21 protein-coding genes are annotated in these 22,894 nt (G+C 50.3%); all 21 read left to right on the top strand.

Going from position 1 to position 22,894, the window contains the following annotated elements:
- The first annotated feature begins 87 nt into the window (after positions 1–87).
- The 21 genes from C7436_RS18685 (at position 88) to C7436_RS06075 (ending at position 22,891) form a co-directional block, all read left to right on the top strand.
- On the top strand, positions 88–1,038 hold the full coding sequence (locus C7436_RS18685) for a hypothetical protein (protein ID WP_147423429.1): 951 nt from the start codon (positions 88–90) through the stop codon (positions 1,036–1,038).
- An 82-nt stretch (positions 1,039–1,120) separates the two neighbouring features.
- Entirely contained in the window at positions 1,121–3,109 is a 1,989-nt protein-coding gene (locus C7436_RS06170) for a capsular polysaccharide biosynthesis protein (RefSeq protein WP_121207087.1), read from the top strand.
- 51 nt (positions 3,110–3,160) lie between these two features.
- Complete coding sequence (locus C7436_RS06165; protein ID WP_121207086.1) at positions 3,161–4,129, top strand: hypothetical protein; 969 nt, start codon at positions 3,161–3,163, stop codon at positions 4,127–4,129.
- Positions 4,130–4,294: 165 nt separating this feature from the next.
- Complete coding sequence (gene cysD / locus C7436_RS06160) at positions 4,295–5,209, top strand: sulfate adenylyltransferase subunit CysD (RefSeq protein ID WP_121207085.1); 915 nt, start codon at positions 4,295–4,297, stop codon at positions 5,207–5,209.
- Positions 5,209–6,621 carry a sulfate adenylyltransferase subunit CysN gene (cysN, locus tag C7436_RS06155; protein ID WP_121207084.1) on the top strand — a complete coding sequence of 471 codons (1,413 nt, stop codon included), beginning with the start codon at positions 5,209–5,211 and terminating at the stop codon, positions 6,619–6,621. Before cysD ends, cysN begins: the two co-directional genes overlap by 1 nt.
- Positions 6,618–7,217, top strand: coding sequence for an adenylyl-sulfate kinase (gene cysC / locus C7436_RS19105; RefSeq protein ID WP_011786068.1), 600 nt, complete (start codon positions 6,618–6,620; stop codon positions 7,215–7,217). Before cysN ends, cysC begins: the two co-directional genes overlap by 4 nt.
- A gap of 14 nt (positions 7,218–7,231) precedes the next feature.
- Positions 7,232–9,001 carry an SLC13 family permease gene (locus tag C7436_RS06145; protein WP_121207083.1) on the top strand — a complete coding sequence of 590 codons (1,770 nt, stop codon included), beginning with the start codon at positions 7,232–7,234 and terminating at the stop codon, positions 8,999–9,001.
- Positions 9,002–9,034: 33 nt separating this feature from the next.
- A complete protein-coding gene (locus C7436_RS06140) occupies positions 9,035–10,306 on the top strand; it encodes a lipopolysaccharide biosynthesis protein (RefSeq protein ID WP_121207082.1) in 1,272 nt (423 codons plus the stop codon).
- A gap of 23 nt (positions 10,307–10,329) precedes the next feature.
- On the top strand, positions 10,330–11,328 hold the full coding sequence (gene pseB, locus C7436_RS06135; RefSeq protein WP_121207081.1) for a UDP-N-acetylglucosamine 4,6-dehydratase (inverting): 999 nt from the start codon (positions 10,330–10,332) through the stop codon (positions 11,326–11,328).
- A 2-nt stretch (positions 11,329–11,330) separates the two neighbouring features.
- The gene (gene pseC / locus C7436_RS06130; protein WP_121207080.1) at positions 11,331–12,494 is read left to right on the top strand and encodes a UDP-4-amino-4,6-dideoxy-N-acetyl-beta-L-altrosamine transaminase; all 1,164 of its coding nucleotides are present in this window, start codon (positions 11,331–11,333) and stop codon (positions 12,492–12,494) included.
- 2 nt (positions 12,495–12,496) lie between these two features.
- A complete protein-coding gene (gene pseF / locus C7436_RS06125; protein ID WP_121207079.1) occupies positions 12,497–13,198 on the top strand; it encodes a pseudaminic acid cytidylyltransferase in 702 nt (233 codons plus the stop codon).
- Entirely contained in the window at positions 13,198–14,304 is a 1,107-nt protein-coding gene (pseG, locus tag C7436_RS06120; protein ID WP_211329858.1) for a UDP-2,4-diacetamido-2,4,6-trideoxy-beta-L-altropyranose hydrolase, read from the top strand. Before pseF ends, pseG begins: the two co-directional genes overlap by 1 nt.
- Positions 14,304–14,810, top strand: a complete 507-nt coding sequence (pseH, locus tag C7436_RS06115) for a UDP-4-amino-4,6-dideoxy-N-acetyl-beta-L-altrosamine N-acetyltransferase (RefSeq protein WP_322934337.1) — start codon at positions 14,304–14,306, stop codon at positions 14,808–14,810. Before pseG ends, pseH begins: the two co-directional genes overlap by 1 nt.
- Before the next feature lie 11 nt (positions 14,811–14,821).
- Entirely contained in the window at positions 14,822–15,880 is a 1,059-nt protein-coding gene (pseI, locus tag C7436_RS06110; protein WP_014422057.1) for a pseudaminic acid synthase, read from the top strand.
- A gap of 182 nt (positions 15,881–16,062) precedes the next feature.
- The gene (locus C7436_RS06105; protein WP_121207077.1) at positions 16,063–16,800 is read left to right on the top strand and encodes a Wzz/FepE/Etk N-terminal domain-containing protein; all 738 of its coding nucleotides are present in this window, start codon (positions 16,063–16,065) and stop codon (positions 16,798–16,800) included.
- A 24-nt stretch (positions 16,801–16,824) separates the two neighbouring features.
- Positions 16,825–18,087, top strand: coding sequence for a hypothetical protein (locus C7436_RS06100; protein ID WP_121207076.1), 1,263 nt, complete (start codon positions 16,825–16,827; stop codon positions 18,085–18,087).
- Positions 18,084–19,640 carry a capsule biosynthesis protein gene (locus C7436_RS06095; protein WP_121207075.1) on the top strand — a complete coding sequence of 519 codons (1,557 nt, stop codon included), beginning with the start codon at positions 18,084–18,086 and terminating at the stop codon, positions 19,638–19,640. Before C7436_RS06100 ends, C7436_RS06095 begins: the two co-directional genes overlap by 4 nt.
- Positions 19,637–20,428: a glycosyltransferase family 2 protein gene (locus tag C7436_RS06090; RefSeq protein ID WP_121207074.1), complete on the top strand. Its 792-nt coding sequence runs from the start codon at positions 19,637–19,639 to the stop codon at positions 20,426–20,428. The genes C7436_RS06095 and C7436_RS06090 overlap by 4 nt, the downstream gene beginning before the upstream one ends.
- Position 20,429: 1 nt before the next feature.
- Positions 20,430–21,377 (top strand): UDP-glucuronic acid decarboxylase family protein, encoded by a 948-nt coding sequence (locus C7436_RS06085; RefSeq protein WP_121207073.1) that lies wholly within the window; start codon positions 20,430–20,432, stop codon positions 21,375–21,377.
- 3 nt (positions 21,378–21,380) lie between these two features.
- The gene (locus C7436_RS06080; RefSeq protein WP_121207072.1) at positions 21,381–22,337 is read left to right on the top strand and encodes an NAD-dependent epimerase/dehydratase family protein; all 957 of its coding nucleotides are present in this window, start codon (positions 21,381–21,383) and stop codon (positions 22,335–22,337) included.
- A complete protein-coding gene (locus C7436_RS06075; protein ID WP_121207071.1) occupies positions 22,334–22,891 on the top strand; it encodes a sugar transferase in 558 nt (185 codons plus the stop codon). Before C7436_RS06080 ends, C7436_RS06075 begins: the two co-directional genes overlap by 4 nt.
- The last annotated feature ends 3 nt before the right edge of the window (positions 22,892–22,894 follow it).

Here is a 22,894-nt window from a genome sequence, read left to right as displayed (position 1 = left end):
TTGGGTAGCCGTTGGTTCTTGTGGAAGTGATTGCTTGCTTTGTAGCTCTCTTCCGTTGCAACAGGGACGACTTAAGGTTGGTGTTAAGTGAAAGACGTCTATCTACATTTTGGTGCTCATAAATCTGCTTCAACTACCATTCAAAGAAGCTTAAGAAGAAGTCAGCAGTATCTCGTATCCTCTGGTATTCGCTTTTTGGGTAGTGCTGATCTCCATAAAGAGCCGATAGGGGAGCACTTCAGAAATCTGGCAAGAAGAGACTCTCTTTCAGAATCTGAGTATTTAGAGTCACTTGGCAGAGCAAAACGGTTCTGGCTTGATTTATGTGCATCGATTGACGAACCAAAAATATTGATTTCTTACGAGGGTTTCTGTGGCGGAAGCTCGCTCGATGTATATGGAGGGATATATAGAAATCCAAGAAGGATAGCGGAATCAGTTAAAGAAATTTTCTCGGGTAGCAATATTAGGATTATATTCGTATTACGGCGTCAGGACGAATTTGTTGAATCGTGTTATCTACAGCAGATAAAGGAAGGGCGTGTATTAGAGTTTTCGGATTTTAAGAACGCGATAGATCCGGAAAAGCTAAGATGGAATCCGATGCTCGATAGTTTTTCTGAAATTTTTGATGATGACTTTTGTGTTATGCCGTTCGAGTTGCTTAAAATTTATGGTAAATCTAAGGATTTTTTGGATTTCTTTTTTCGCGGGTTAAACCTTAATGAAATTGAAGTCTCGAAAATGACGGTTGTCGAGAAGGCTAATGCGAGTATGTCTGCTTATGCAGTAGGACTTCATAAAGAAGTGGTTTCGAAGGTTTCGGTTAAATCTAGGAATACATTGAGAAATATATTTGCAAGCGAATTTCCGTCGGAAAAGTATGGAAAAGCTCGTTTTTTCGGTCAGTTTGAGCGCGCATTGATTTTGAAATATCTTCGCTCCCACAATGCTGATTTATTTGATACGTATCTTAGAAGATCATCTGATCTATGCGGCTTTGAGTTGGAAGATTTGAGAATGTATTGGTTTGATTAATGCGTCGTCATAGTTAGTTTCAGGAATTTTGCTTTGTTAAACTATCTTCATTGTCGTCAACGTGGAGAATGGGGGTGCGTTGGTGCGTGAGTTTGAGATGTCTCGGGAAAAGAAAAGTATGTATTATATTACAACATCTCGCGCGCTCTATTCATTGCCAAATCTTGAAGTCTTTTTGGGGGCAAATGTAAAACGATATTGTAAGGCAGTATCTGCTTCACGTGCCGAAGCCATGTTAGCGTGGGGTAGAAAGGCCTCTTCTCTGAAGGCCGATCGGAAAGCAGCCGAACTTGGAATTCCCGTACTTCGTCTGGAAGATGGTTTTATTAGGTCAGTTTCGTCAGGATCTGATTCACCACTTTCGTTAGTCCGGGATGATGTAGGTATTTACTATGACGCGAGTAAACCGTCTAGACTTGATTTGTTATTGGATAGAGACCTTGACGATATTGAGGTTTCGCGGGCCTCTAATATTATAAAGCTATGGCGCGATGCAAGGATTTCTAAATATAACAATGGTCGGGAAAGCGACTTTTCATACCTTAAGCCTTTTGTGCTGGTGATAGATCAGACCTACGGTGATGCCTCGGTAACTTTTGGTGGCGCCAACTCGCATAGTTTCCAGCGGATGTTGGATTGCGCATTGGAGCGTTTTCCAGACCATCAAGTGGTGATTAAGACACACCCTGATGTAATTCACGGTAGAAAGTCCGGCTATTTGACTAATCCGCGGTTGGGTGAGTCTCCAAGAATCAAGTTGATTTCAGAACCTGTTCATCCTCCATCTTTAATAGAGAAAGCTGATGCGGTTTTTTGTGTAACGTCGCAAATAGGTTTTGAAGCGCTAATATGGGGAAAGGAAGTCCACGTGTTCGGTATGCCATTTTACGCGGGTAGGGGGCTGACGAATGACTATACGGCTCCTCCCTCCTTCCGTAAGCCCATAAGCCTCTTTTCTTTGGTGTACCGCTCACTTGTTGATTACCCCCGCTACGTTGACCCTGAAACAGCGGATCGGTGCACTGCTGAGCGTGCTATATCCTGGCTTGGTTTTCAGCGTGAGCAGATCGAACGCTTTCCCGGCACACTCTACATCGAGCATATTCCTCGATGGAAGCGGAGCTCGTTCAATGCTTTTTTTGCGGGGAGCAGCCTCGTTGAGAAAGGGAAGAAGGAAGCTCCATCGGGCGTTAAACGGGTCGTATGGGGAAGGTCCGCAGCGGATGATGGGACGATTTGTGTAGAGGATGGATTCATTCGTTCGGTTGGCTTGGGGGCGGATCTGGTTCAGCCTCAGTCTTGGATTATAGACAGTTCCGGCATGTATTATGACTCTTCCCGTCCATCTAGGCTTGAGCTGATGTTGCAGTTTGGAGTATTTGTTCCCCAAACCTTAAAGCGCGCAGATAAATTAATAGACACCATTAAGTCAAAGGGAATCACTAAATATAACACAGGGCTTAGGACGTGGCAGGCTCCTCTTGGCTGCTCGAATGTGGTGTTGGTTCCAGGACAAGTTGAAAGTGACGCCTCTATTAGATATGGATCGCCCGTAGTTAAGAGAAATTTGGATTTGTTAAAGGCGGTTCGAAGAAACTGCCCCGGTGCTTATATACTTTATAAACCTCATCCGGACGTGGTGGCAGGGCTTAGAAAAAATGGAAACGATTATCACGAATTAGAAAAATTTTGTGATGAGTTAGTTTTTGATCAAGACATGTCGTATCTTTTGGAAAGAGTCGATGAGGTACATACTATTACCTCGCTCACCGGGTTTGAGGCACTTCTTCGAGGCGTAAAAGTAACGTGCTATGGTCAGCCTTTTTATGGTGGGTGGGGGTTAACAAATGATGTCCACCCCTGCTCTAGGCGAACTCGTCGTAGGAGTCTGGAAGAATTAGTTGCGGCGGCGCTGATCTTTTATCCGACGTATATCAGTGTCGCTACTCGAAGGTTTACAACCGTAGAGACCGTTATTCGTGAAATAGAAATGCGGAGATTAAGTAAAAGGGCAGAAGTGTCCATATTAAAGTTGGTCTCTAGATATTTAAGGCGATTTTGGAAATTTTGATGATCGACACCATTTTAAATCTATTGTTTGCTTGCGTTTGTTGGATTATCTATGAGTAAAAAAATCTATGTTCATATTGGGGCGCATAAAAGTGCTTCGACGACGATCCAGCAGAATTTAGCTTTTAATAAAGATAAGCTTAAAGACTCTGGTGTGGCATATATATCTCCGTCGGAAATTGCGAAGTCTGCGTTGGGGCGCCACTTTAGATCGATTTCCATCGGTGAGCTTGATCAGGAGGACTCTTATCTTCGGTCACTATCGGCGGCTAGAGAATCCATGATTAAGCTGCTTTCGCAGCACCAAGAACCTAACGTTGTATTTTCTTGGGAGGGGTTTTTGGGCCATTCGGGATTAGATCTTTACAATGGCTTTTACACTAAGATTGACGTGGTTTCCAAGTCTATCAAGTATATATTTGGTGATTATTTTTTTCGGATTCTTTTGGTGGTTAGAAGGCAAGACGACTTTATAGAGTCATGCTATCTTCAGCAGGTCAAAGAGCAAAGGTCTATAGATTTTGTGAGTTTTGTTGATGAGATAAAGCCCTCTAAAATATCCTGGCTTTATATTGCTGAAATATTGTCGAATTCCGTTGGTCGCGATAATTTTTCTGTGATTCCATTTGAGGCTATTAAAACGTTAGGAACGAAGAAGTTTATTGAGAAATGTTTGAATCTATTGTTGGGTGGTGGAAATGTGGGTTCGGATTTTATCTGTAAAGAGAGCTCTAACCATAGTATTTCAGCTGAAGGTGTAGACATTGCGCTTAAGGCTCTGCCGCTGATTGCGGATCCTTCTGAAAAAAAAAGTTTTATTCGATTTGTTTTTTCAACATTCTCTAGCTCAAAATATGGTCGCGCGCGGTATTTTGATAGTTTTAATAAAAGATTGATGTTGAAGTATTGCCGGGATGATAATGTGACTCTATTTAATCGTTATATTTTAAGTGATCTGGATCATGACGACTGCTTCGGCTCAAGCTGTTTAGGTTATTATGTTCGCGATATTGGATTTTGATTTAAGCGCTGCCTTTTTTGGGATTTCTTAATCTAATCACTTTTTATCGACATTTCCAGGATCGAAGTCCATTTTGCCCTGATCGTGACTTCAGTTAGTTTTTCTCGGCTTTTTTATTTTTGTCTTGGAATTTTTCTCCATTGGCGTTCGTAACAGAAGGCGACCATGACTCTGACACCTCCGAAGAAAACCCACCTCAAGCAGCTTGAGGAGGAATCTATTCACATCATTCGAGAAGTCGCAGCGGAATTCGATAACCCGGTTATGCTGTATTCCATTGGTAAAGATTCTGCGGTGATGCTGCATTTAGCGATGAAGGCCTTTGCCCCTGGCAAGCCGCCGTTCCCGCTAATGCATGTCGATACCACCTGGAAGTTCAAAGAGATGATCGATTTCCGGGACAAGGTGGCCGAGAGATTAGGTATGAAGCTGGTTGTCCATACCAACCAGGAAGGTGTGGAGCAGGGCATCGGGCCGTTTACCCATGGCAGTGCCAAGCACACCGATGTAATGAAGACCCAAGCGTTGAAGCAGGCGTTAGACAAATTCGGTTTTGATGCTGCTTTTGGCGGTGCCCGCCGGGATGAGGAGAAGTCCAGGGCGAAGGAACGGGTGTATTCCTTCCGCGACAAGTTCCACCGCTGGGATCCGAAGAATCAGCGTCCGGAATTGTGGAATTTGTATAACGGCAAGGTGAACAAGGGGGAAAGCATTCGCGTGTTCCCGCTCTCCAACTGGACGGAACTGGATATCTGGCAGTACATCTATCTGGAAAATATTGACATTGTGCCTCTGTACTATGCGGCGGAGCGCCCGGTGGTGGAACGTGATGGCACATTGATCATGGTCGATGACGACCGCATGCCGCTGGAGCCGGGCGAGCAGCCGATGATGAAGATGGTGCGTTTCCGTACTCTAGGCTGCTACCCGCTGACCGGTGCGGTGGAATCTGAGGCGGCGACCTTGCCGGACATTATTCAGGAAATGCTGTTGACCACTACCTCGGAACGCCAGGGCCGCGTGATTGATCACGACGGTGCAGCATCCATGGAGCAGAAGAAGCGGGAGGGGTATTTCTAATGTCGCACGCATCGGTTTTGATTGAGAAAGACATCCTCGCGTACCTGGATCAGCACGAAAACAAAGACCTTTTGCGGTTTTTAACCTGTGGCAGTGTGGACGACGGAAAATCCACCCTGATTGGCCGCTTGCTGTTCGATTCCAAGCTGATTTTTGAGGACCACCTGGCGGCGTTGCATAAGGATAATGAGCGTCAGGGCAATGCGGGAGAAGCTCTGGATTTGGCGCTGCTGGTTGATGGCCTGGCTTCGGAGCGAGAGCAGGGCATTACCATTGATGTGGCGTACCGGTACTTCAGTACCGACAAACGCAAGTTCATCATCGCGGATTGCCCGGGCCATGAGCAGTACACCCGCAACATGGCCACCGGGGCGTCTACCTGTGATCTCGCCGTGGTGATGATCGACGCTCGTAAAGGCGTGCTCACCCAGTCCCGCCGTCACAGCTTTATTGTCAGCTTGCTGGGCCTGAAGCATGTCGTCGTGGCGATTAACAAGATGGATTTGGTGGAATTCAGCGAAGAGCGATTTAACGAGATCCGCGCCGAATACCAGAAGCTGGCCGATCAGCTGGGGCTGCAAGACGTTTACTATGTGCCGATTTCCGCCCTGAATGGCGATAACGTGGTGAACCGAAGTGAGCGCACACCCTGGTACCACGGCGAGACTCTGATGACCATTCTGGAGCAGGTCGAGCTACGCAAAGACCAGAATGTGGAAGACTTTCGTTTCCCCGTGCAGTTTGTAAACCGCCCGAACCTGGATTTTCGTGGGTACTGTGGCACGGTCGCCAGTGGTGTGGTGCACAAGGGTGACGAGCTGGCGGTGCTGCCGTCTGGCAAAACGTCTCGGGTGAAGGGTATCCACACTTATGAGGGCGAGATTCCCCGCGCATGGCCTGGTGATGCGGTGACCCTTACCTTGGAAGACGAAATCGATATTTCCCGGGGCGACCTGCTGGTGCACGCCAACCAGAAACCGGAGATGGGCCAGCGGTTTGCTGCCCATGTGGTTTGGATGAATGAGAAGGCGTTGGTACCTGGCCGCGAATACGGCATTAAAATCGGCACCAAAGTGACTGGCTGCTTTGTGAATAAGGTGCTGGAAGAGGTGGATGTGAACACCTTGGCGCGGAATACCAACGTAGCCAGCGGCCTGGAATTGAACGCCATTGGTCTGTGCGATGTAGAACTGTCTGAGCCTGTGGTGGTTGAGGATTACCAGGCGCATCCGGGGACAGGTGCCTTCATTCTGATTGACCGCCTGACGAACGTGACGGTGGCTGCAGGTATGGTGGCGCAGGCATTGGATGGGGCTGGTGAGGCACCTAAGCGGGAATATACTGAAGCCGAGCGGAACCTGAACCGGTTTATCCGCGAGAATTATCCGGAATGGGGCTGTAAAGCGGTATGAGCAACATAGTATGGCACGATCATAAAGTTACCCGCGCCGAGCGTTCCGCCAACAAGAACCAGAAGCCTTGCCTGCTCTGGTTTACCGGGCTGAGTGGCAGCGGTAAATCCACTATTGCCAATGCGTTGGACGTGGCCTTGCACGAGCGGGGTTACCATACCTTCCTTCTGGACGGCGACAACGTACGCCATGGCTTGTGTAGCGATCTGGGCTTTTCCGATGACGACCGGGTGGAGAATATTCGCCGGGTTGGTGAGGTGTGCAAACTCTTTGCGGATGCAGGCCTCATCGTGATGAGTGCCTTTATCTCTCCGTTCACCAGTGATCGCCGTATGGTGCGTAAGCTGTTTCCGGCAGGAGAATTCATTGAGGTGTTCATGGATGCTCCGCTGGAAACCTGCGAATCCCGAGATCCGAAAGGCCTTTACAAGAAAGCCCGTGCTGGCGAGATTAAGCATTTCACCGGCATTGATTCGCCCTACGAAGTACCCTCACACCCTGAGATTCGCCTGGACACCTCACAAAGCACCGTGGATGAGTGTGTGGATTCTTTGATTGCTTACCTGCAAGAGCGTGAGCTAATCAAAAGCAACTGAGGATTACTGGGCGCATGGAGTGGCAGGCGGTTTTTACACTGATGACGCTGGCTGGGGTGCTGGGCACGCTGGCACTCACGCGTGTTTCTGCAGACCTGGTGCTGATGTCTGCGCTGGCTCTGCTGCTGGTGTTTGGCGTTTTGGCACCCATCGAGGCGCTGGCCGGTTTTGCAAACCCGGGGGTTATTACTATCGCAACCCTGTATGTTGTGGCTGCCGGGTTGAAAGAGACCGGGGCGGTGCAGTGGATTGCCCGCCTGTTGCTGGGCCACCCCAAAACCCAGCGTGGTGCGCAACTTCGGATGATTGCGCCAACCGGGGTGCTGAGCGGTTTTATGAACAATACGGCGGTGGTGGCCATGTTTATTCCCGCCATTCAGGACTGGGCTCAGCGCTTGGGGATTCCCGCCTCTAAGCTACTGCTTCCATTGAGTTATGCGGCCATTCTGGGCGGCACTTGTACGCTGATCGGCACCAGTACCAATCTGGTGGTGGACGGCATGCTCCAGAGCCGGCTGGGTATTAACCTTGGGTTGTTTGAGTTGGCCTGGGTGGGCGTTCCGCTTTTGGTGGTGGGCGGTGCTTTTCTGGTGTTGGTTGGTCACCGTTTGTTGCCAGACCGAGGCGGGCTCAGCGAAGAGCTGGATCAGGTTCGTGAGTATGGGGTAGAGGTAGAGGTGGAGAGCCCAGGCCCCCTGGTGGGAAAAACCATCGCTCAGGCAGGGCTACGAGCGCTGACCTACGGTTACCTCACCGAAATTGATCGGGATGGCCGGCTGATAACGGCAGTAGAGCCGGACCGGACGTTGCTGGCCGGCGATAAGCTCTATTTCGTGGGCGCGCCGGAATGTGCCAGTGAGCTTCGTCGAATCCAGGGCTTGAAGCCAGCACACGGTAGCGTTCACAAACTGGAAATGGAAAACCATCAGCGCTGTCTGGTGGAAGTGGTTTTGGGGCCGGAGTTTCCTGCACTGAACAAGACCATTCGGGATAGCCGCTTCCGGACACGCTTCAATGCAGTGATTCTATCCGTATCCCGGGAGGGCAAACGGGTGCCTGGCAAGCTTGGGGACATTACTTTCCGGATGGGTGACACCCTATTACTTGAGGCCAGCCACCAGTTTGTTGAGCAGTACCGGTTCCGGCGGGACTTTCTGCTGGTAAGCGCTCTGAACGATTCGACACCACCGGATTTTCGCAAGGCGCCCAGGGCACTGGGTATCCTGGCCTTGATGGTGCTGTTGAGTGCGTCTGGATTGTTGTCGATTCTGGAGGCGGCGTTTATCGCGGCCGGCGCGATGATTGTGAGTGGCTGCCTTACGGCTAGCCGTGCGAGGCGCAGCGTAGATTTACCGGTATTGGTGGTGATTTCGGCGTCGTTTGCCTTGGGCGCTGCGATGACAGATACCGGTGCTGCACAATGGGTCGCTGGGTTGCTTTTGGGGTGGGCACCTCTGACGCCTTGGTTGGCGTTGGTGATGGTGTACGTCTTGACGGCCATGTTTACAGAGGTGATTACAAACAACGCCGCTGCAGTCTTGATGTTTCCGATAGCCTTGGCGGTATCGGAGCAACTAGGAGTTAGCCCCCTCCCCTTAATAGTGGCCGTTATGTTTTCTGCGTCTGCATCTTTTATTACCCCACTTGGTTATCAGACAAACCTGATGGTTTATGGTCCGGGTCGGTATCGATTTACCGACTACGTCCGGGTTGGTGTTCCACTGAGCTTTATGGTAGGTCTAGTTGCGAATACTATCATTCCAATGATTTGGCCATTTACTTGATCCTGTTTTTGGTAGCTCAGAAGATAAACCTAGTTGGCATTTGTTACCGGGATTTCTGTGTTCTCCAATCCTAAACTATTGAACGTCGCAATCCGCGCGGTCACGCTGGCCATACGGTTTGGCTTGATCTTTATTCTCGCGATCTATCTCCCGCCGTCTGAAGTTGGCTTGTACGGTTTGATCGTGGTCACGGTCAGCTATGCCCTGTATTTTGTTGGTTTTGATTTCTACACCTTCAGTACGCGAGATCTGCTGAATCGACCAGCCGATCAGTGGGGGCGGTTGTTGTTTTCACAGGGTGTGTTTTTTGGTGGACTGTACGCCCTGATGCTGCCGGTATCTCTTCTCTTATTCGTTTTTGGCTTGCTTCCCTGGTGGCTGGCGGGGTGGGTAATGCTGCTGATTGTCTCCGAGCATCTGGCTCAGGAAGTATCGCGCCTGGCCATTGCCATGGGGCGTCCAGTATTTGCTTCACTCATGGTGTTTTTCAGGCAGGGTATCTGGGCTTTGCTGTTTATGGTCTGCCTGGTTTACTCCGAATCCTATCGATCTTTGGCTGTTTTAATGCCCTTTTGGGCTGCAGGTTCGGTGTTGAGTGTGCTGATGGGTGGGCTGCTGTTGCGTTCTATCAACTGGCGCAATCTCGGCGTTGAGTGGGCGTGGTTGAAAAAAGGCGTGCTCGTTGCGTTGCCGTTGCTGATTGCCACGCTTGCCTTGCGAGGCATCATGACGGTAGATCGATTTGCCTTTGAGGCATTGAATGGGCCGGATCTTCTTGGCGTATACAGCCTGTTCATGGGCATGGCGGGGGCCGTGTTGGCGTTTATGGATGCCGGCGTATTCGCGTTCCTCTATCCACGTATGATCACAGCTCACAATAGCGAAGACCGGTCTGGGTTTCTGTCAGCGAGGGCGACTCTGAAGAAACACACGTTGGTCTGGTCGATGGTTTTGGTGCTCGGCGGGTCAGTGGCAGGGCCCGTTCTGTTTAGTTTTCTGCCCAACGCAATCTATTTTGACCATTGGCCAATGTTCGTCGGGGTTTTGGTCTCCATGGGGCTTTTTGTAGTGGGGATGATCCCTCATTACGGCCTCTACGCGGTTTCCCGCGATAAACCCATCATTGCAGCCCATCTTATTGGGCTCTTGGTGTTTGTTTTGCTGGTGTTGGTTCTTGGCCAGACAAGTCCGGAATGGGCTGTGATCCTGGCGTTCGGAGGCGCATCGCTGGCAATTGGGATAATTAAACAGGTTTCATGCGCCCGGGTATTCCGAGCGATGGGAATCACTCATACTCTAAGTTGATCAATTGAGGATATTGAAAGCTTATGTTGCAAGGTAAAACTATTCTGGTCACTGGCGGCACTGGGTCATTTGGCCACAAGTTCATTCCGATGACTCTGGAAAAGTATAACCCGAAGAAAATCATTGTCTTCTCCCGAGACGAGATGAAACAGTGGGAGATGGCCAAGCTGTTCCAGGGTGACGATCGTCTTCGGTTCTTTATTGGTGATGTCCGTGACAGAGATCGTCTTTACAGGGCTTTGGATGGAGTCGATTACGTAGTGCATGCGGCCGCCACGAAGATTGTTCCCACCGCAGAGTACAATCCGTTCGAGTGTGTAAAGACCAATATCCATGGCGCCATGAATTTGATTGATGCTGCCATTGATAAGGGTATCAAAGGCGTTGTGGCGCTCTCGACGGATAAGGCAAGCAGCCCGATCAACCTGTATGGTGCCACCAAGCTGGCCTCAGACAAATTGTTTGTGGCGGGGAATTCATACGCTGGTGGCCATCAAACCAAGTTCTCAGTCGTGCGCTACGGTAATGTTATGGGCTCGCGGGGATCGGTTATCCCGTTCTTTATGTCCATCAAAGATAAAGGGGTTCTGCCGATTACAGACCCACGTATGACGCGTTTCATGATCAGCTTGGAGCAGGGCGTTGAGCTGGTTTGGCATGCCTTTGAAGATATGGTTGGTGGCGAGATTTATGTGAAGAAGATTCCTTCCATGAAGGTGACCGACCTGGCTCGCGTTGTTGCACCAGAAGCCAAGCAGGAAGTGGTAGGTATTCGGCCGGGTGAAAAACTGCATGAGCAGATGATTGGCGCGGAAGACTCTTATTTTACTTACGAGTATCCCGAACACTTCAAAATTCTGCCCAACATTAATGATTGGGGAAACTGCAAAGACCGGATTAAAGACGGTAAGCGTGTTCCGGAAGGGTTTGTCTACGCCAGTGACAATAATGATGAGTGGATGAGTGATGCTGAGCTGCAAGCTTGGATCGACCGTCATAACAGCGAAATTGGCAAGATTTGATCATGATTCCCTACGGAAAACAGGATATTAGCCAAGCCGATATTGATGCGGTTTTGGGCGTTTTGGAGTCAGACTTTCTGACTCAGGGCCCAATGGTACCCAGGTTTGAGCAGGCCGTGGCAAGCCACGTCGGCGCCAGCCACGCTCTGGCGGTGAATAGTGCGACGTCCGCGTTGCACATCGCCTGCCTGGCATTGGGCCTTGGTAAAGGCGACTGGCTATGGACGACCCCCGTGACTTTCGTGGCGTCTGCTAACTGCGGTTTGTATTGCGGCGCAAATGTGGATTTTGTCGACATCGATCCCAAAACCTACAACCTTTGTCCAGAGGCGTTGAAGGCGAAGCTTGAGTCGGCAAAGCAGTCAAACCGATTGCCCAAAGTGGTAGTGGCCGTTCATTTGTGCGGCCAACCTTGCGATATGCAAGCGATCGACGGCTTGGCGAAAGAGTATGGTTTCAAGCTGATCGAAGACGCCTCCCATGCAATTGGCGGTAAGTATCAGGGCGAATTCATTGGCAGTTGTCGGTATAGCGATATAACCGTCTTCAGTTTCCATCCGGTGAAGATCGTGACTACGGCTGAAGGTGGTATGGCCATAACCAATAGCGCAGAGCTGGCGGAAAAAATGAACCTGCTCCGTAGTCATGGTGTTACCCGAGACCCCGCCTTGATGACGCGTGAGCCAGACGGCCCCTGGTACTACCAGCAGGTGGACTTGGGTTTCAACTACCGGATGACCGAGCTACAGGCGGCGCTCGGCGTTAGCCAAATGGACCGGCTTGATGCTTTTGTGGCCCGCCGGCATCAGTTGGCAAAAAGATACGATAGACTGTTGAGCGATTTGCCTGTTGTATTGCCCTGGCAGCATCCAGACAGCTATTCTGGACTTCACCTCTACGTTGTCCGCCTAAAGCTGGATGTCATTTCCCGAACTCACCGGGAGGTGTTCGAGTCTTTGCGGGAACAGGGAATTGGGGTCAATCTGCACTACATTCCGGTACATACGCAGCCATTTTATGAGTCCATGGGCTTTGAGGCTGAAGCGTTTCCTCAATCAATGGCTTACTACCGCGAAGCGATCAGCCTCCCTATGTTTCAGGGATTAACCGATGATCAGCAAGACGAAGTAGTTGAGGCACTCCGAGTGGCTCTGGCGGGAGAGTGATCATGACGTCAGTAGCGATCATACCCGCCCGAGGTGGCAGCAAACGTATACCCCGGAAAAACGTCAAAGCTTTCTTCGGTAAGCCAATGATTGCCTGGTCGATTGAGGCTGCGCTGAAGAGCGGGTGTTTCGAACGAATCATCGTTTCAACCGATGACGAAGAAATCGCTGCGGTTGCAAGGGAATACGGTGCAGAAACGCCTTTCATGCGTCCAGCAGATCTTTCCGATGACTATACCGGCACGATCCCGGTGATTCAGCATGCTGTCGCATGGCTGGCGTCCACTGGAGTTCCGGTGTCTCGGGTTTGCTGCCTGTACGCTACGGCTCCATTTGTGAGCTCAGATGATCTCATACGGGGGCAGGAGTTACTGGTTGGTGAGGGTTGCAGCTATGCGTTCTCGGTAACCAGTTACGCATTTCCTATCCAGCGGGCCATTCGAATCAAGGATGATGGTCGAATAGCGATGTTCAGCCCCGAGCACTTTCAAACTCGATCTCAGGATTTGGAAGAGGCCTGGCATGATGCGGGCCAGTTCTATTGGGGTACGGCTGAGGCATGGAGGGATGGTCGGCCGATTTTTTCAGAAGACGCTGTACCGGTCATCTTACCCAGGCATCGGGTTCAGGATATTGATACGCCGGAAGACTGGGATCGAGCAGAATGGTTGTTCCGCGCTATGCGGGAGCAAGGTGCAAGTTGATGCGTATTGCGTTTCGTGCGGATGCTTCAATTGATATTGGTACCGGTCACGTTATGCGTTGTCTGACGCTGGCGGAAGCTCTGCGCACCAGGGGGCATGAGTGTCTGTTCATCGGTCGCGATCACCCCGGTAACCTTGAAGCATTGATTCGGCAGAAGGGATTTGAAGTTCACTTGTTGGCGCCAGGACGCTCCGATGCGCTAATCCCCGAGCAGGAAAGCGTGCCGGCTCATTCGGATTGGCTGGGCGTTCCCTGGCATTTTGATGCAGACCAAACCCGGAATATTGTGGGCGGAAGGCAGGTTGATTGGGTCGTTGTAGATCACTATGCTCTCGATGCTCGCTGGGAACAGGAAGTATCCCGGGTGGGACCGAAGGTTATGGTTATTGATGATCTGGCCGACAGAAACCACCACTGCCGTTTATTGCTGGATCAGAATCTTGGTCGGCAACCAGAAGATTATGATGGTCTGACCAAGCCTGACTGTATCCGGCTCTGTGGCCCACGCTATGCGCTTCTGCGGCCCGAGTTCGCGGCTATGCGGAAGCTCAGTCTTGAGAGAAGGAGATCGCCAGAAGTAAGGCGAATCCTGATTACTCTTGGGGGGGTAGATCGGGAGAACGTTACTGGTGAAGTACTGAGAGTACTGTCTCGCAGCCGTTTGCCTCCGGAAACCGAGTTGGACATTGTGATGGGCGCATCTGCTCCCGGTCTGGACTCTGTTCGAGTTCAGGCAAGCAAACTCCCGTTCAGGGCGACGGTGAGCGTGAACGTGAGCGACATGGCCGAACGTATGTGTCTGGCGGACCTTTGTATAGGAGCTGCTGGAGGCACGTCTTGGGAGCGCTGTTGTCTTGGTTTACCGACAGTCCTGCTGGTTTTGGCAGAGAATCAGGAGGGGGGAGCCAAGGCTCTCGGCGATGTGGGTGCGGCAATTGTGGTCCGGCGCGAAGGTGAAAGCCTTGACGCGTTGGGGAGCGTCGTTGACCGGCTTTTGGGTTCTCATGAGCTTTCTGAGATTGGGCAAATGGCCTCGTCAGTCACAGAAGGCAACGGCGTTGAATCGGTGCTTGAAAAAATGATGCTCTGCTCGGAGGAACACTAGTGGAGAGCGATAGGCTCAGAAAAATGCAGGCCTCAGATCTCGAGTTGGTGCTTGCATGGAGAAATCACCCCAGCGTCCGCCGCTACATGTATACGACTCATGAGATTGAGCTCAAGGAGCATTCTGCATGGTATGCCAAAGCGAGAGAAAACCCGGCCGTGCACCTGATGATCTATGAGCATGATGGGCGAGATCTTGGGTTCGTAAACATCACTCAAGGTCGGTGTGATTCAGTAGCCGATTGGGGATTTTATATGTCTCCGGACGCTCCCAAAGGTATGGGGAAATTGCTGGGGAGCGCAGCATTATCGTTTGCGTTTGGTGATTTGCGTCTGCATAAGCTCTGCGGTCAGGCGCTTTCGTTTAACGAAAAATCGATTGCCTTCCACCGTCGGCTGGGCTTCAGGCAGGAAGGTGTGCTGAGAGAGCAGCATTATGACGGTGCCGTTTATCATGATGTCGTGTGCTTCGGGTTGCTGGAGCACGAGTGGCAGGCAAACATTTAAGGAATTCAAAGATGAGTAATCCGGTAATCTCGATCGCAGGTCGACAGATTTCACGTAATCATTCGCCCTATATCATTGCGGAACTCTCGGCGAACCATAACGGACGGCTCGAAACGGCTTTGCAGATTATTGAGGAAGCGGCTCGAGCCGGAGCTGATGCGGTGAAGCTGCAAACATACCGTCCAGACACTATTACTCTGGATTCCACTGCTGAAGATTTTCGAATTAAGGGTGGATTGTGGGATGGCCGCACTCTTTATGAGTTATATGAGGAAGCCCACATGCCCTGGGAGTGGCATGAACCTCTGTTCAAGCGCGCCAGAGAACTCGGTATCCCTATTTTCAGTTCCCCTTTTGATACTTCAGCGGTGGATTTGCTGGAAAATCTCAATGCGCCGGCCTACAAGATTGCATCGTTTGAGGCTGTAGATCTTCCGCTCATTCGGTATGTCGCCAGTACCGGTAAACCCATGATCATCTCGACCGGCATGGCCGATGCAGAGGAAATTCAGGAGGCTATCGAAGCGGCTCGAGAGGGTGGGTGCAAGGAATTAGCGATTCTCCACTGCGTGAGCGGCTATCCTGCGCCAGCCGAGGACTATAATCTGCGTACGATTCCAGACATGATCGAGCGCTTCGGGTTGGTAACAGGGTTATCGGATCATACGCTGGACAATACTACTGCGATTGCAAGTGTCGTTTTGGGTGCCTCGATTATTGAAAAGCACTTCACACTCGATCGGAATGGCGGAGGGCCGGATGATAGCTTCTCCCTCGAACCTGAGGATTTGACTGCATTATGTCGAGATAGCAAAACTGCCTGGAAAGCTCTTGGTGAGGTAGATTATGGCCGGAAATCCAGTGAGCAGGGTAATGCGCAGTTTCGACGTTCACTGTATTTTGTAAAAGATCTGAAGGCAGGAGATGTTGTCGACGTTGCCGCAATCAGAAGCGTAAGACCTGGCTACGGCGTTGCGCCGAAGTATATGGATGAGGTTATTGGAAAGCGCTTGAAGGTGGATGTGACCTGTAATTCGCCAGTTTCGTTTGAGCTGCTTTCGGATACCTGACGCACTGGTAGGGATGTGCGGTTGTCGTGTAAGAACCCCCGAGCTCCTTCGGGGGTTCTTACATTTTCGTTACTGAAAACCACGACATCTTGCCGTAAAATGATCTCCCGTCGATCGATCTCTGCCGAAGTTAGCGTGTTTTTGCAATCTCGGCGGTAATTACATCCTAACTAGGGATTTTGATGTCAACTTCTGAGCGATTTTTCCTCGTAGAGCTGACTGCGGCTTTAGTCAGGAAAAGAAGAATATTCTGCATTAGCCTGTTAGCGCTGCTTGGCTTGGGAGGCGGGTATCAACTCTTTTCTGCGCCGACATATAAATTCGTCACCCTTGTGGAGGTAGCGCAAGACGGCGAGGGTACTTTGCTTCAGCCCGGTCCGGCAATTGTATCTTTCATGGACAATGAGTGGCTCCCCGAAATCCGTAGAGAATTTCGGAATGAATGGGGCCACCCTCCGGGCTTTGGTTTAAGTGTGGATGTTATTGATGGGGGGTACGTGTTGCTCTCTTCGTATGGTAAAGAGCGCACCGAAGAAGAGGTAAAGTGGTTCCACTCAAATGTTACAAGCAAGTTAACTGAACGTCAGGCTGAGCTGGAGCTAAGAGCCCGAACAAAACTCGAATCGCAGATTACCCTTGCAAAAAGGGCGCTCGAGGCGCCAGAGGCACCGGAGTCCGCATCGTCGCCCGGTACTGATCTTATTGAGACTCTGATCTCACTTGAGGGGAAACTCGCTGGCTTGCGCGCTGCAGACGTCAGGGTGATAGCGCAGCGGAAAGATGAGCCGCTGGGACTCGGGTTGCGGGTTAGATTAGGACTGGTGGTGTTTTTCTCACTGGTCGCATCCGTGATGGTTGTGCTTGCGTACTATTTCGTGCGCCAAGTTGCTGAGTTAGTTAAGGATGAGAATAATCCTTAACCTCCAGTCCGTTGGGTGTGTGGCATGACGTTCCGGTACGGGCTGGCTTGGCTAGTGTTCCCGATGGTTGCCGTTTGGGGCGCTTTCGGATACACGGGTTGGGTGTTTGAAGATTATCATTGGGGCTATCTCGGTCTCATGTTGGCCTGGGGGATGGCCTTTATTGTGGGTTTCGGCTTTACCGTGCAGGTCTTGCCACATTATCCGCATCGCGAGACTCGTTGGCCAACGCCTGTAAGTATCAGGTGGGACTTGTTCACCCTCTTGTTGGGGGTCCTTGCAATTGCCGCTTTGTTTTACGATCGCTACTATTTAAGAGGAATTGATTACTTTTCGGTTGGTATTGCGAAAAGTCGGTCTTTGCTGAACGAAGGAAATCACGCCAGCACAGTTTATAGTGTGTTTGGCAACTTCTTTCTTTATTCCTATCTTTTCCCCTTAATCCGCTCAATTATTCAATGGGAAGAACGACAGCCTAAAACCCTGTTTTTCATTTTTTTATTGGTGTTTTTTGAATTAGCGGCGGTTTCTTATTTAATGGGCGGGCGAACCGCAATCCTGTTAACCCTCATGGTGGGTTTGGCGAGCTTCGTTACACGGCATTTCCTGGGTAAGAGTTATCGACCTTCCTTCTTCACTCCTCTGAGGCTACTTGTTGTTGGCGGCGTAGCGCTATTGACGTTCGGGGTGTTTTTTTGGTTCCGAAGTGTCGCATTTGGGAGTGGAGACTCCTATTCATATTATCTGAATATATGTGGGCATCTTACGAAGGGTACGGAGCTTGTCTGTGATTTTGGTGTTGCTTCTGGGCCCTGGAAAGAAATCTCAAATTATTTCCATCTCATCATGCTATACGGAACGCATGGTGTATGGTTCAGTGAATCGGTTATCTCGTCATACTACCCTGAAAGCGTGGTCACACCGCAAGGGCTTTTTGCTGTCTTTTTCTCACGCCTTGGATTCGATGCCCCGCAGTCTGCCTTTGAGGGATACTGGATTCCTGCAGCAGGAACTCTGACGAGTGATTTTGGCATTCTCGGCATGTTGAGCGTTTCTGCTGCTTTGGGAGCGCTGTCTGCGGGTAGTGTCCAGCATTTAAGGGTGGGGAGTATGGGATTCGCGGTGTATTCTACCGTGTTCCTGATTGCACTCTGGCTGTTATCATTCTTGATTCTCCCGCTAAACTTGCCGGGCCTTCTTCTGGCGGTCTTACTTGGCTTGTTTTTAGGCGGAGTCTTTCTGGTGGCAGGTACGCTGAAACAATTGGTTACTACAAGGTTTTCATGAAAATAGGTCTTACCAATCTTTTCTCGTTCAGGCCGCATGTTGAGCATTTGGAGTTCTTGGCCCAATTGCTGGAGGAGGCTGGTCATGAGGTCGTCTTCTTTACTTGCGACTCTGCGGTTGAAACCTGTTATATCCGAGAGCTCCGCAATCGATCCCGCCTCCGGGAATGCGCGCAGTGTATTGCCGGTGGTGTCCGCAGTTACCGTGCAGCAGGTGTGACTTCGGTGGGCAAAGGTCAGGGTGTATTGACGGATTCTGAAGTTGACCGCCTGGCCTTGTCCAGTTCGGCAACTCTGACGAGAACAGAGTCCGAGCTGGAATGGGGCGAGCCGGAGGTTCGCGAAATTCGGGCGAGGCTGGCAGGCCCCATCAAGCAGGTCTACCAGAGCGCGAGAAAATGGATCAAGGACGAACAGATCGAAGGGGTTATTTGTTTTAACGGCAGAATGGACCTGCCCCGCGCGGTGACCTATGCCTGCGAAAGTATGGGCGTGCCTTTTATTACGCATGAAAGGACCTGGTTTGGGGATGGGATTCAGTTGATTCCCAATGGGAACTGCTTGTCGTTAAGAGCACTCGGAGAATTGGTAAGGGAATTTGACGATAAGCCGCTGACTGCTTCTCAGGCGGCTTACGCCGGAAAACTCATCGGTTCCAGATTCTTACAGAGAAACTCGCTTGAGTGGAGACTTTACAATAAGAACCCTGAGCCGGCCCCTTGGCCATTGAGGTCTGACGGCAAAAGGGTGTTGGTGCTCCCAAGTAGCAAGAATGAGTTTGCTGGTCATGATGAGTGGCTTACCGAGTGGAAAGATAATACCGAGGCACTGGACGATTTCTTTGATGCTTTCGGGATACGGGCTGGTCAAGTTGTTCTCCGTTGCCATCCCAACTGGGGAGAAAAGATCGGCAATGTGGATGGTGATCGATCTCTCAGTCTTTATACCCGATGGGCCAAAAAAAGAGGGATCTATTGTATTCGAAGTGAGGAGAAGGCAAATACCTACGACTTGATTCAACAGGCAGACATCGTTGTTCTAAATGGTGGAAGCTCTTCTGTCGAGGCCGGTGCTTGTGGCAAACAGGTGGTTTGTCTCGGGCCATCAACATATCAGGATGCCGGTTTCGTTCACGTTTTTCGCTCGAGAAACGAGCTGTTCAACGGCAACTCCCAGCTTGATCTGGATCCCGAGTTGATTCGTCGTAAGACATTGAGATTTTTATATGTTCGATCTCATAGGTTTCCGCAGTTCGTGCCATTTGTTAAGGCCATTGAAACCACTAAATACCGATATTTCAAGGGTGCGGATGCGTCTGTGATCATCGAAATGTTCAAGCGGGGAAGAATCGAACCAGACGATCCGCAGTTTGCCGAATCGGATGTTGGTGAGAATGAGGTAGTTCAGGCAATGGAACAGGCAGATTGGGGAAAGCTGGCTGATTACCCGGTTCCAGTTGAGCCGGGGGAACCGCTATCTATTAAAAGACGCCCGGGTTTTCGCTGGATTGACAGCTTGAGGGCAAAGTTCGCCAGAGGAGACCGAGCGCAATGATTAGTATTCAACCACGAGTGTCTGTCGTGATGCCGGCCTATAACGCCAGTGCTTTCATTGCCGAGACGATTCAATCAGTGTTGGGACAATCCGTTGAAGATTGGGAGTTGATTGTTGTTGATGATTGCTCAACAGATAGCACCCGAGAGGTTGTGACGGCCCTATCTAACGAAGACTCTCGTATTCGACTGATTGCTCTGGATAAGAACTTCGGTGGCCCGGCAGGACCACGGAATGTCGGGGTCAAGGCGGCTCGTGCTGAGCTAGTCGCATTTCTGGACTCAGATGATATTTGGCATCCAGAAAAACTAAGGCTTCAGCTTGAGGTGATCAATAATACTGAGGCCGCATTTGTCTGCACGGCAATGACAGATTTTGTTGATGAGGGTCGTCTTTCATTTGCCTCCATCGATAATGTTGAGCAGACCAAGGTGACCTATTGGAGACAGACTGTCAGAGCTCAGATTCCCACTTCGAGTGTAATTGCGTCTAAAGCGTTGTTGATGCGAGCTCCGTTCAGGGAAGACCCGGATTACAAAGCGGTTGAGGACTATCATTGTTGGTTACAGCTGCTGCAAATGGTAGGTTCCTGCGTAAAACTTCAGGCTCCATTGCTCTATTACCGAAGGAGCGAGGGTCAGATTTCTGGCTCCAAGCTGATGATGATGAAAAAGGTTTTGATGGTTCATCGAGAGTACCCTGGGCGCTCTCACATTGCTGCGTTGGTCTTCACTTTTACGCACGTTCTGGGTGGTCTTTACTTCCGTTTTTTAAAGAAGGGTATGTAATATGCGGATTCTGGTAACTGGTGGTGCGGGTTTCCTCGGCTCCCACCTTTGCGAGCGGCTGCTCTCCGAAGGGCATGATGTCTTGTGTGTTGACAATTTTTTCACAGGACGAAAACGCAATATCGCTCATTTGATGAGCAATCCGTATTTTGAGGTGATGCGCCACGACGTCACCTTTCCGTTGTACGTTGAGGTTGATCAGATCTACAACCTTGCGTGCCCAGCTTCTCCCGTTCACTACCAGCATGATCCGGTTCAGACCACGAAAACGAGCGTCCATGGGGCCATCAACATGCTTGGTCTTGCCAAGCGGTTGGGTGCGAGAATTTTTCAGGCCTCTACAAGCGAAGTTTACGGGGATCCTGAGGTACATCCGCAATCGGAAGGGTACTGGGGTAAGGTAAACCCGATAGGAATCCGTTCTTGTTATGACGAGGGGAAGCGCTGTGCTGAAACGTTGTTCTTCGACTACTACCGTCAGCACAACCTCTCAATCAAAGTTGCTCGCATATTTAATACGTATGGTCCGCGAATGCATCCGAACGATGGCCGGGTTGTCAGCAACTTTGTTGTTCAAGCATTGCGTGGAGAAAACATAACGATCTATGGTGAAGGTCAGCAAACCCGTAGTTTCTGCTATGTTGACGACTTGATTGAGGGATTTGTCAGGCTCATGAATGCGCCGGAAGATTTGACTGGGCCGGTTAATCTTGGAAATCCGAATGAGTTTACGATACGGGAACTTGCAGAGCGAGTCATAGAGTTAACAGGGTCTTCCTCGACGCTCATTTTTAAGCCCCTGCCAGAGGACGACCCCAAGCAGAGGCAACCTGATATTTCCTTGGCAAAAGATCGGCTCAAGTGGTCCCCGACTATTGAGTTGGACGAAGGACTTACCAAAACCATATCTTATTTTGATGAGCTTTTAAAAATAGCGGACCTTGACTGATATATGGGGGCGCCAAAAAGAGTCTTGGTCACTGGTGCATCAGGGTTTATTGGTCGAGCGTTGTGTAAGCGACTAGTGGATCAAGGGTTTTCAGTTCGTGCTGTCATTCGTCCAGGTGGCGATGAGCCAGTGCAAGGCGTGTCCTATGTGGCACTAGATCTGGAAAGACGGACAGATGTACAAGACTTGGTTCGGGATGTTTGCTACGTGGTTCATCTTGCTGGTCGAGCTCATGGCAAAGGTGGCAAAGCTGAGCAGACCCTTCAGTCATTTGTGAAAAGTAATGTTGATCCGACACGCGCTTTGGCTGAGGCTGCGGCGACGGCAAAAGCTTGTCGGTTTGTGCTGTTGAGTTCTATCGGGGTGCATGGAGACAAAAGCGAAGGACAGCCTCTTAGAGAGGACAGAGAGCTGAAGCCACACGCCAATTACGCTGAGTCTAAGGTATTGGCCGAGCAGGTACTTCAAGATGCTTTGGCGGACCAGGAAACGAGCTACGCAATCATTAGGCCGACCTTGGTATATGGAGTGAATGCTCCAGGTAACTTTGCGCGATTGATCAAGGCATGTCGCAGTCCAGTTATGTTGCCGTTGGGAATGGCAACTAATCGTAGAAGTTTTGTCTCCGTTAACAGCCTCATTGATCTTATTGTTCTTTGTATGGAACAAAAGGCGGCCAAGAACCAAGTATATGTTGCGGCCGATAAATACCCTGTTTCTACAAAGGATCTGATTGTATCCATCAGATCGGGGATGAATAAAAGGCCGGGGGTTTTCCCTTTTCCAAGGACTCTAGCACGATCAACGTTTTTTTTATTAGGAAAGCGCTCATTATATCAACAACTTTTTGGCGATCTTGTTGTAGACGCTGGTAAAGCCGTTCGAGAATTAGGGTGGCGAAATGTGTCAAATACACTTGACGAGGTAAAAAAGCTTGGGCGTGAGGAGGGGTTCTTGTGATAAGGCTTTTGGATATTTGGATCGCTTTCGTCGGGCTAATTGTTGGCTTTCCAGTCATGGTGCTTTTGTATTTGGTAAGCTTGTTTGATACCGGGTCCCCAATTTTTGTTCAGGAGCGGGTCGGACGGCACGGAAAGCCCTTTAGGCTCGTTAAGTTTCGGACTATGAGAAAGACGGCCACTTCTGTTGCTACGCATTTGGCTAATGTTGATGACATAACTCGTTTTGGCCGATTTCTCCGGCGAACCAAGCTGGATGAACTGCCGCAACTCTGGAATGTGCTCAAGGGCGATATGAGCCTGGTGGGCCCCCGGCCGTGTTTGTTTAACCAGGTCGAGCTCATTCAGGAACGGGAGAGTCGCGGAGTACTCGATGCCCGGCCAGGTATTACCGGGCTGGCGCAAGTGAATGATATTGATATGTCCACCCCTCAACTGCTTGCAGAAACCGATGCGGTGATGCTTAGTTCCTTGGATTTGAAGCATTATTTCCGATATATCCTGCAGACGGTGACAGGCAAAGGGGCGGGGGATCGCGTTAAATCGCGGGAGTAGACG

The organism is Marinobacter nauticus (assembly GCF_003634635.1).
In the GTDB taxonomy this organism is placed as follows: domain Bacteria; phylum Pseudomonadota; class Gammaproteobacteria; order Pseudomonadales; family Oleiphilaceae; genus Marinobacter; species Marinobacter nauticus.
The sequence above is the reverse complement of the archived record's forward strand: the minus strand, read 5'-3'. Positions and strand labels throughout refer to the sequence as shown.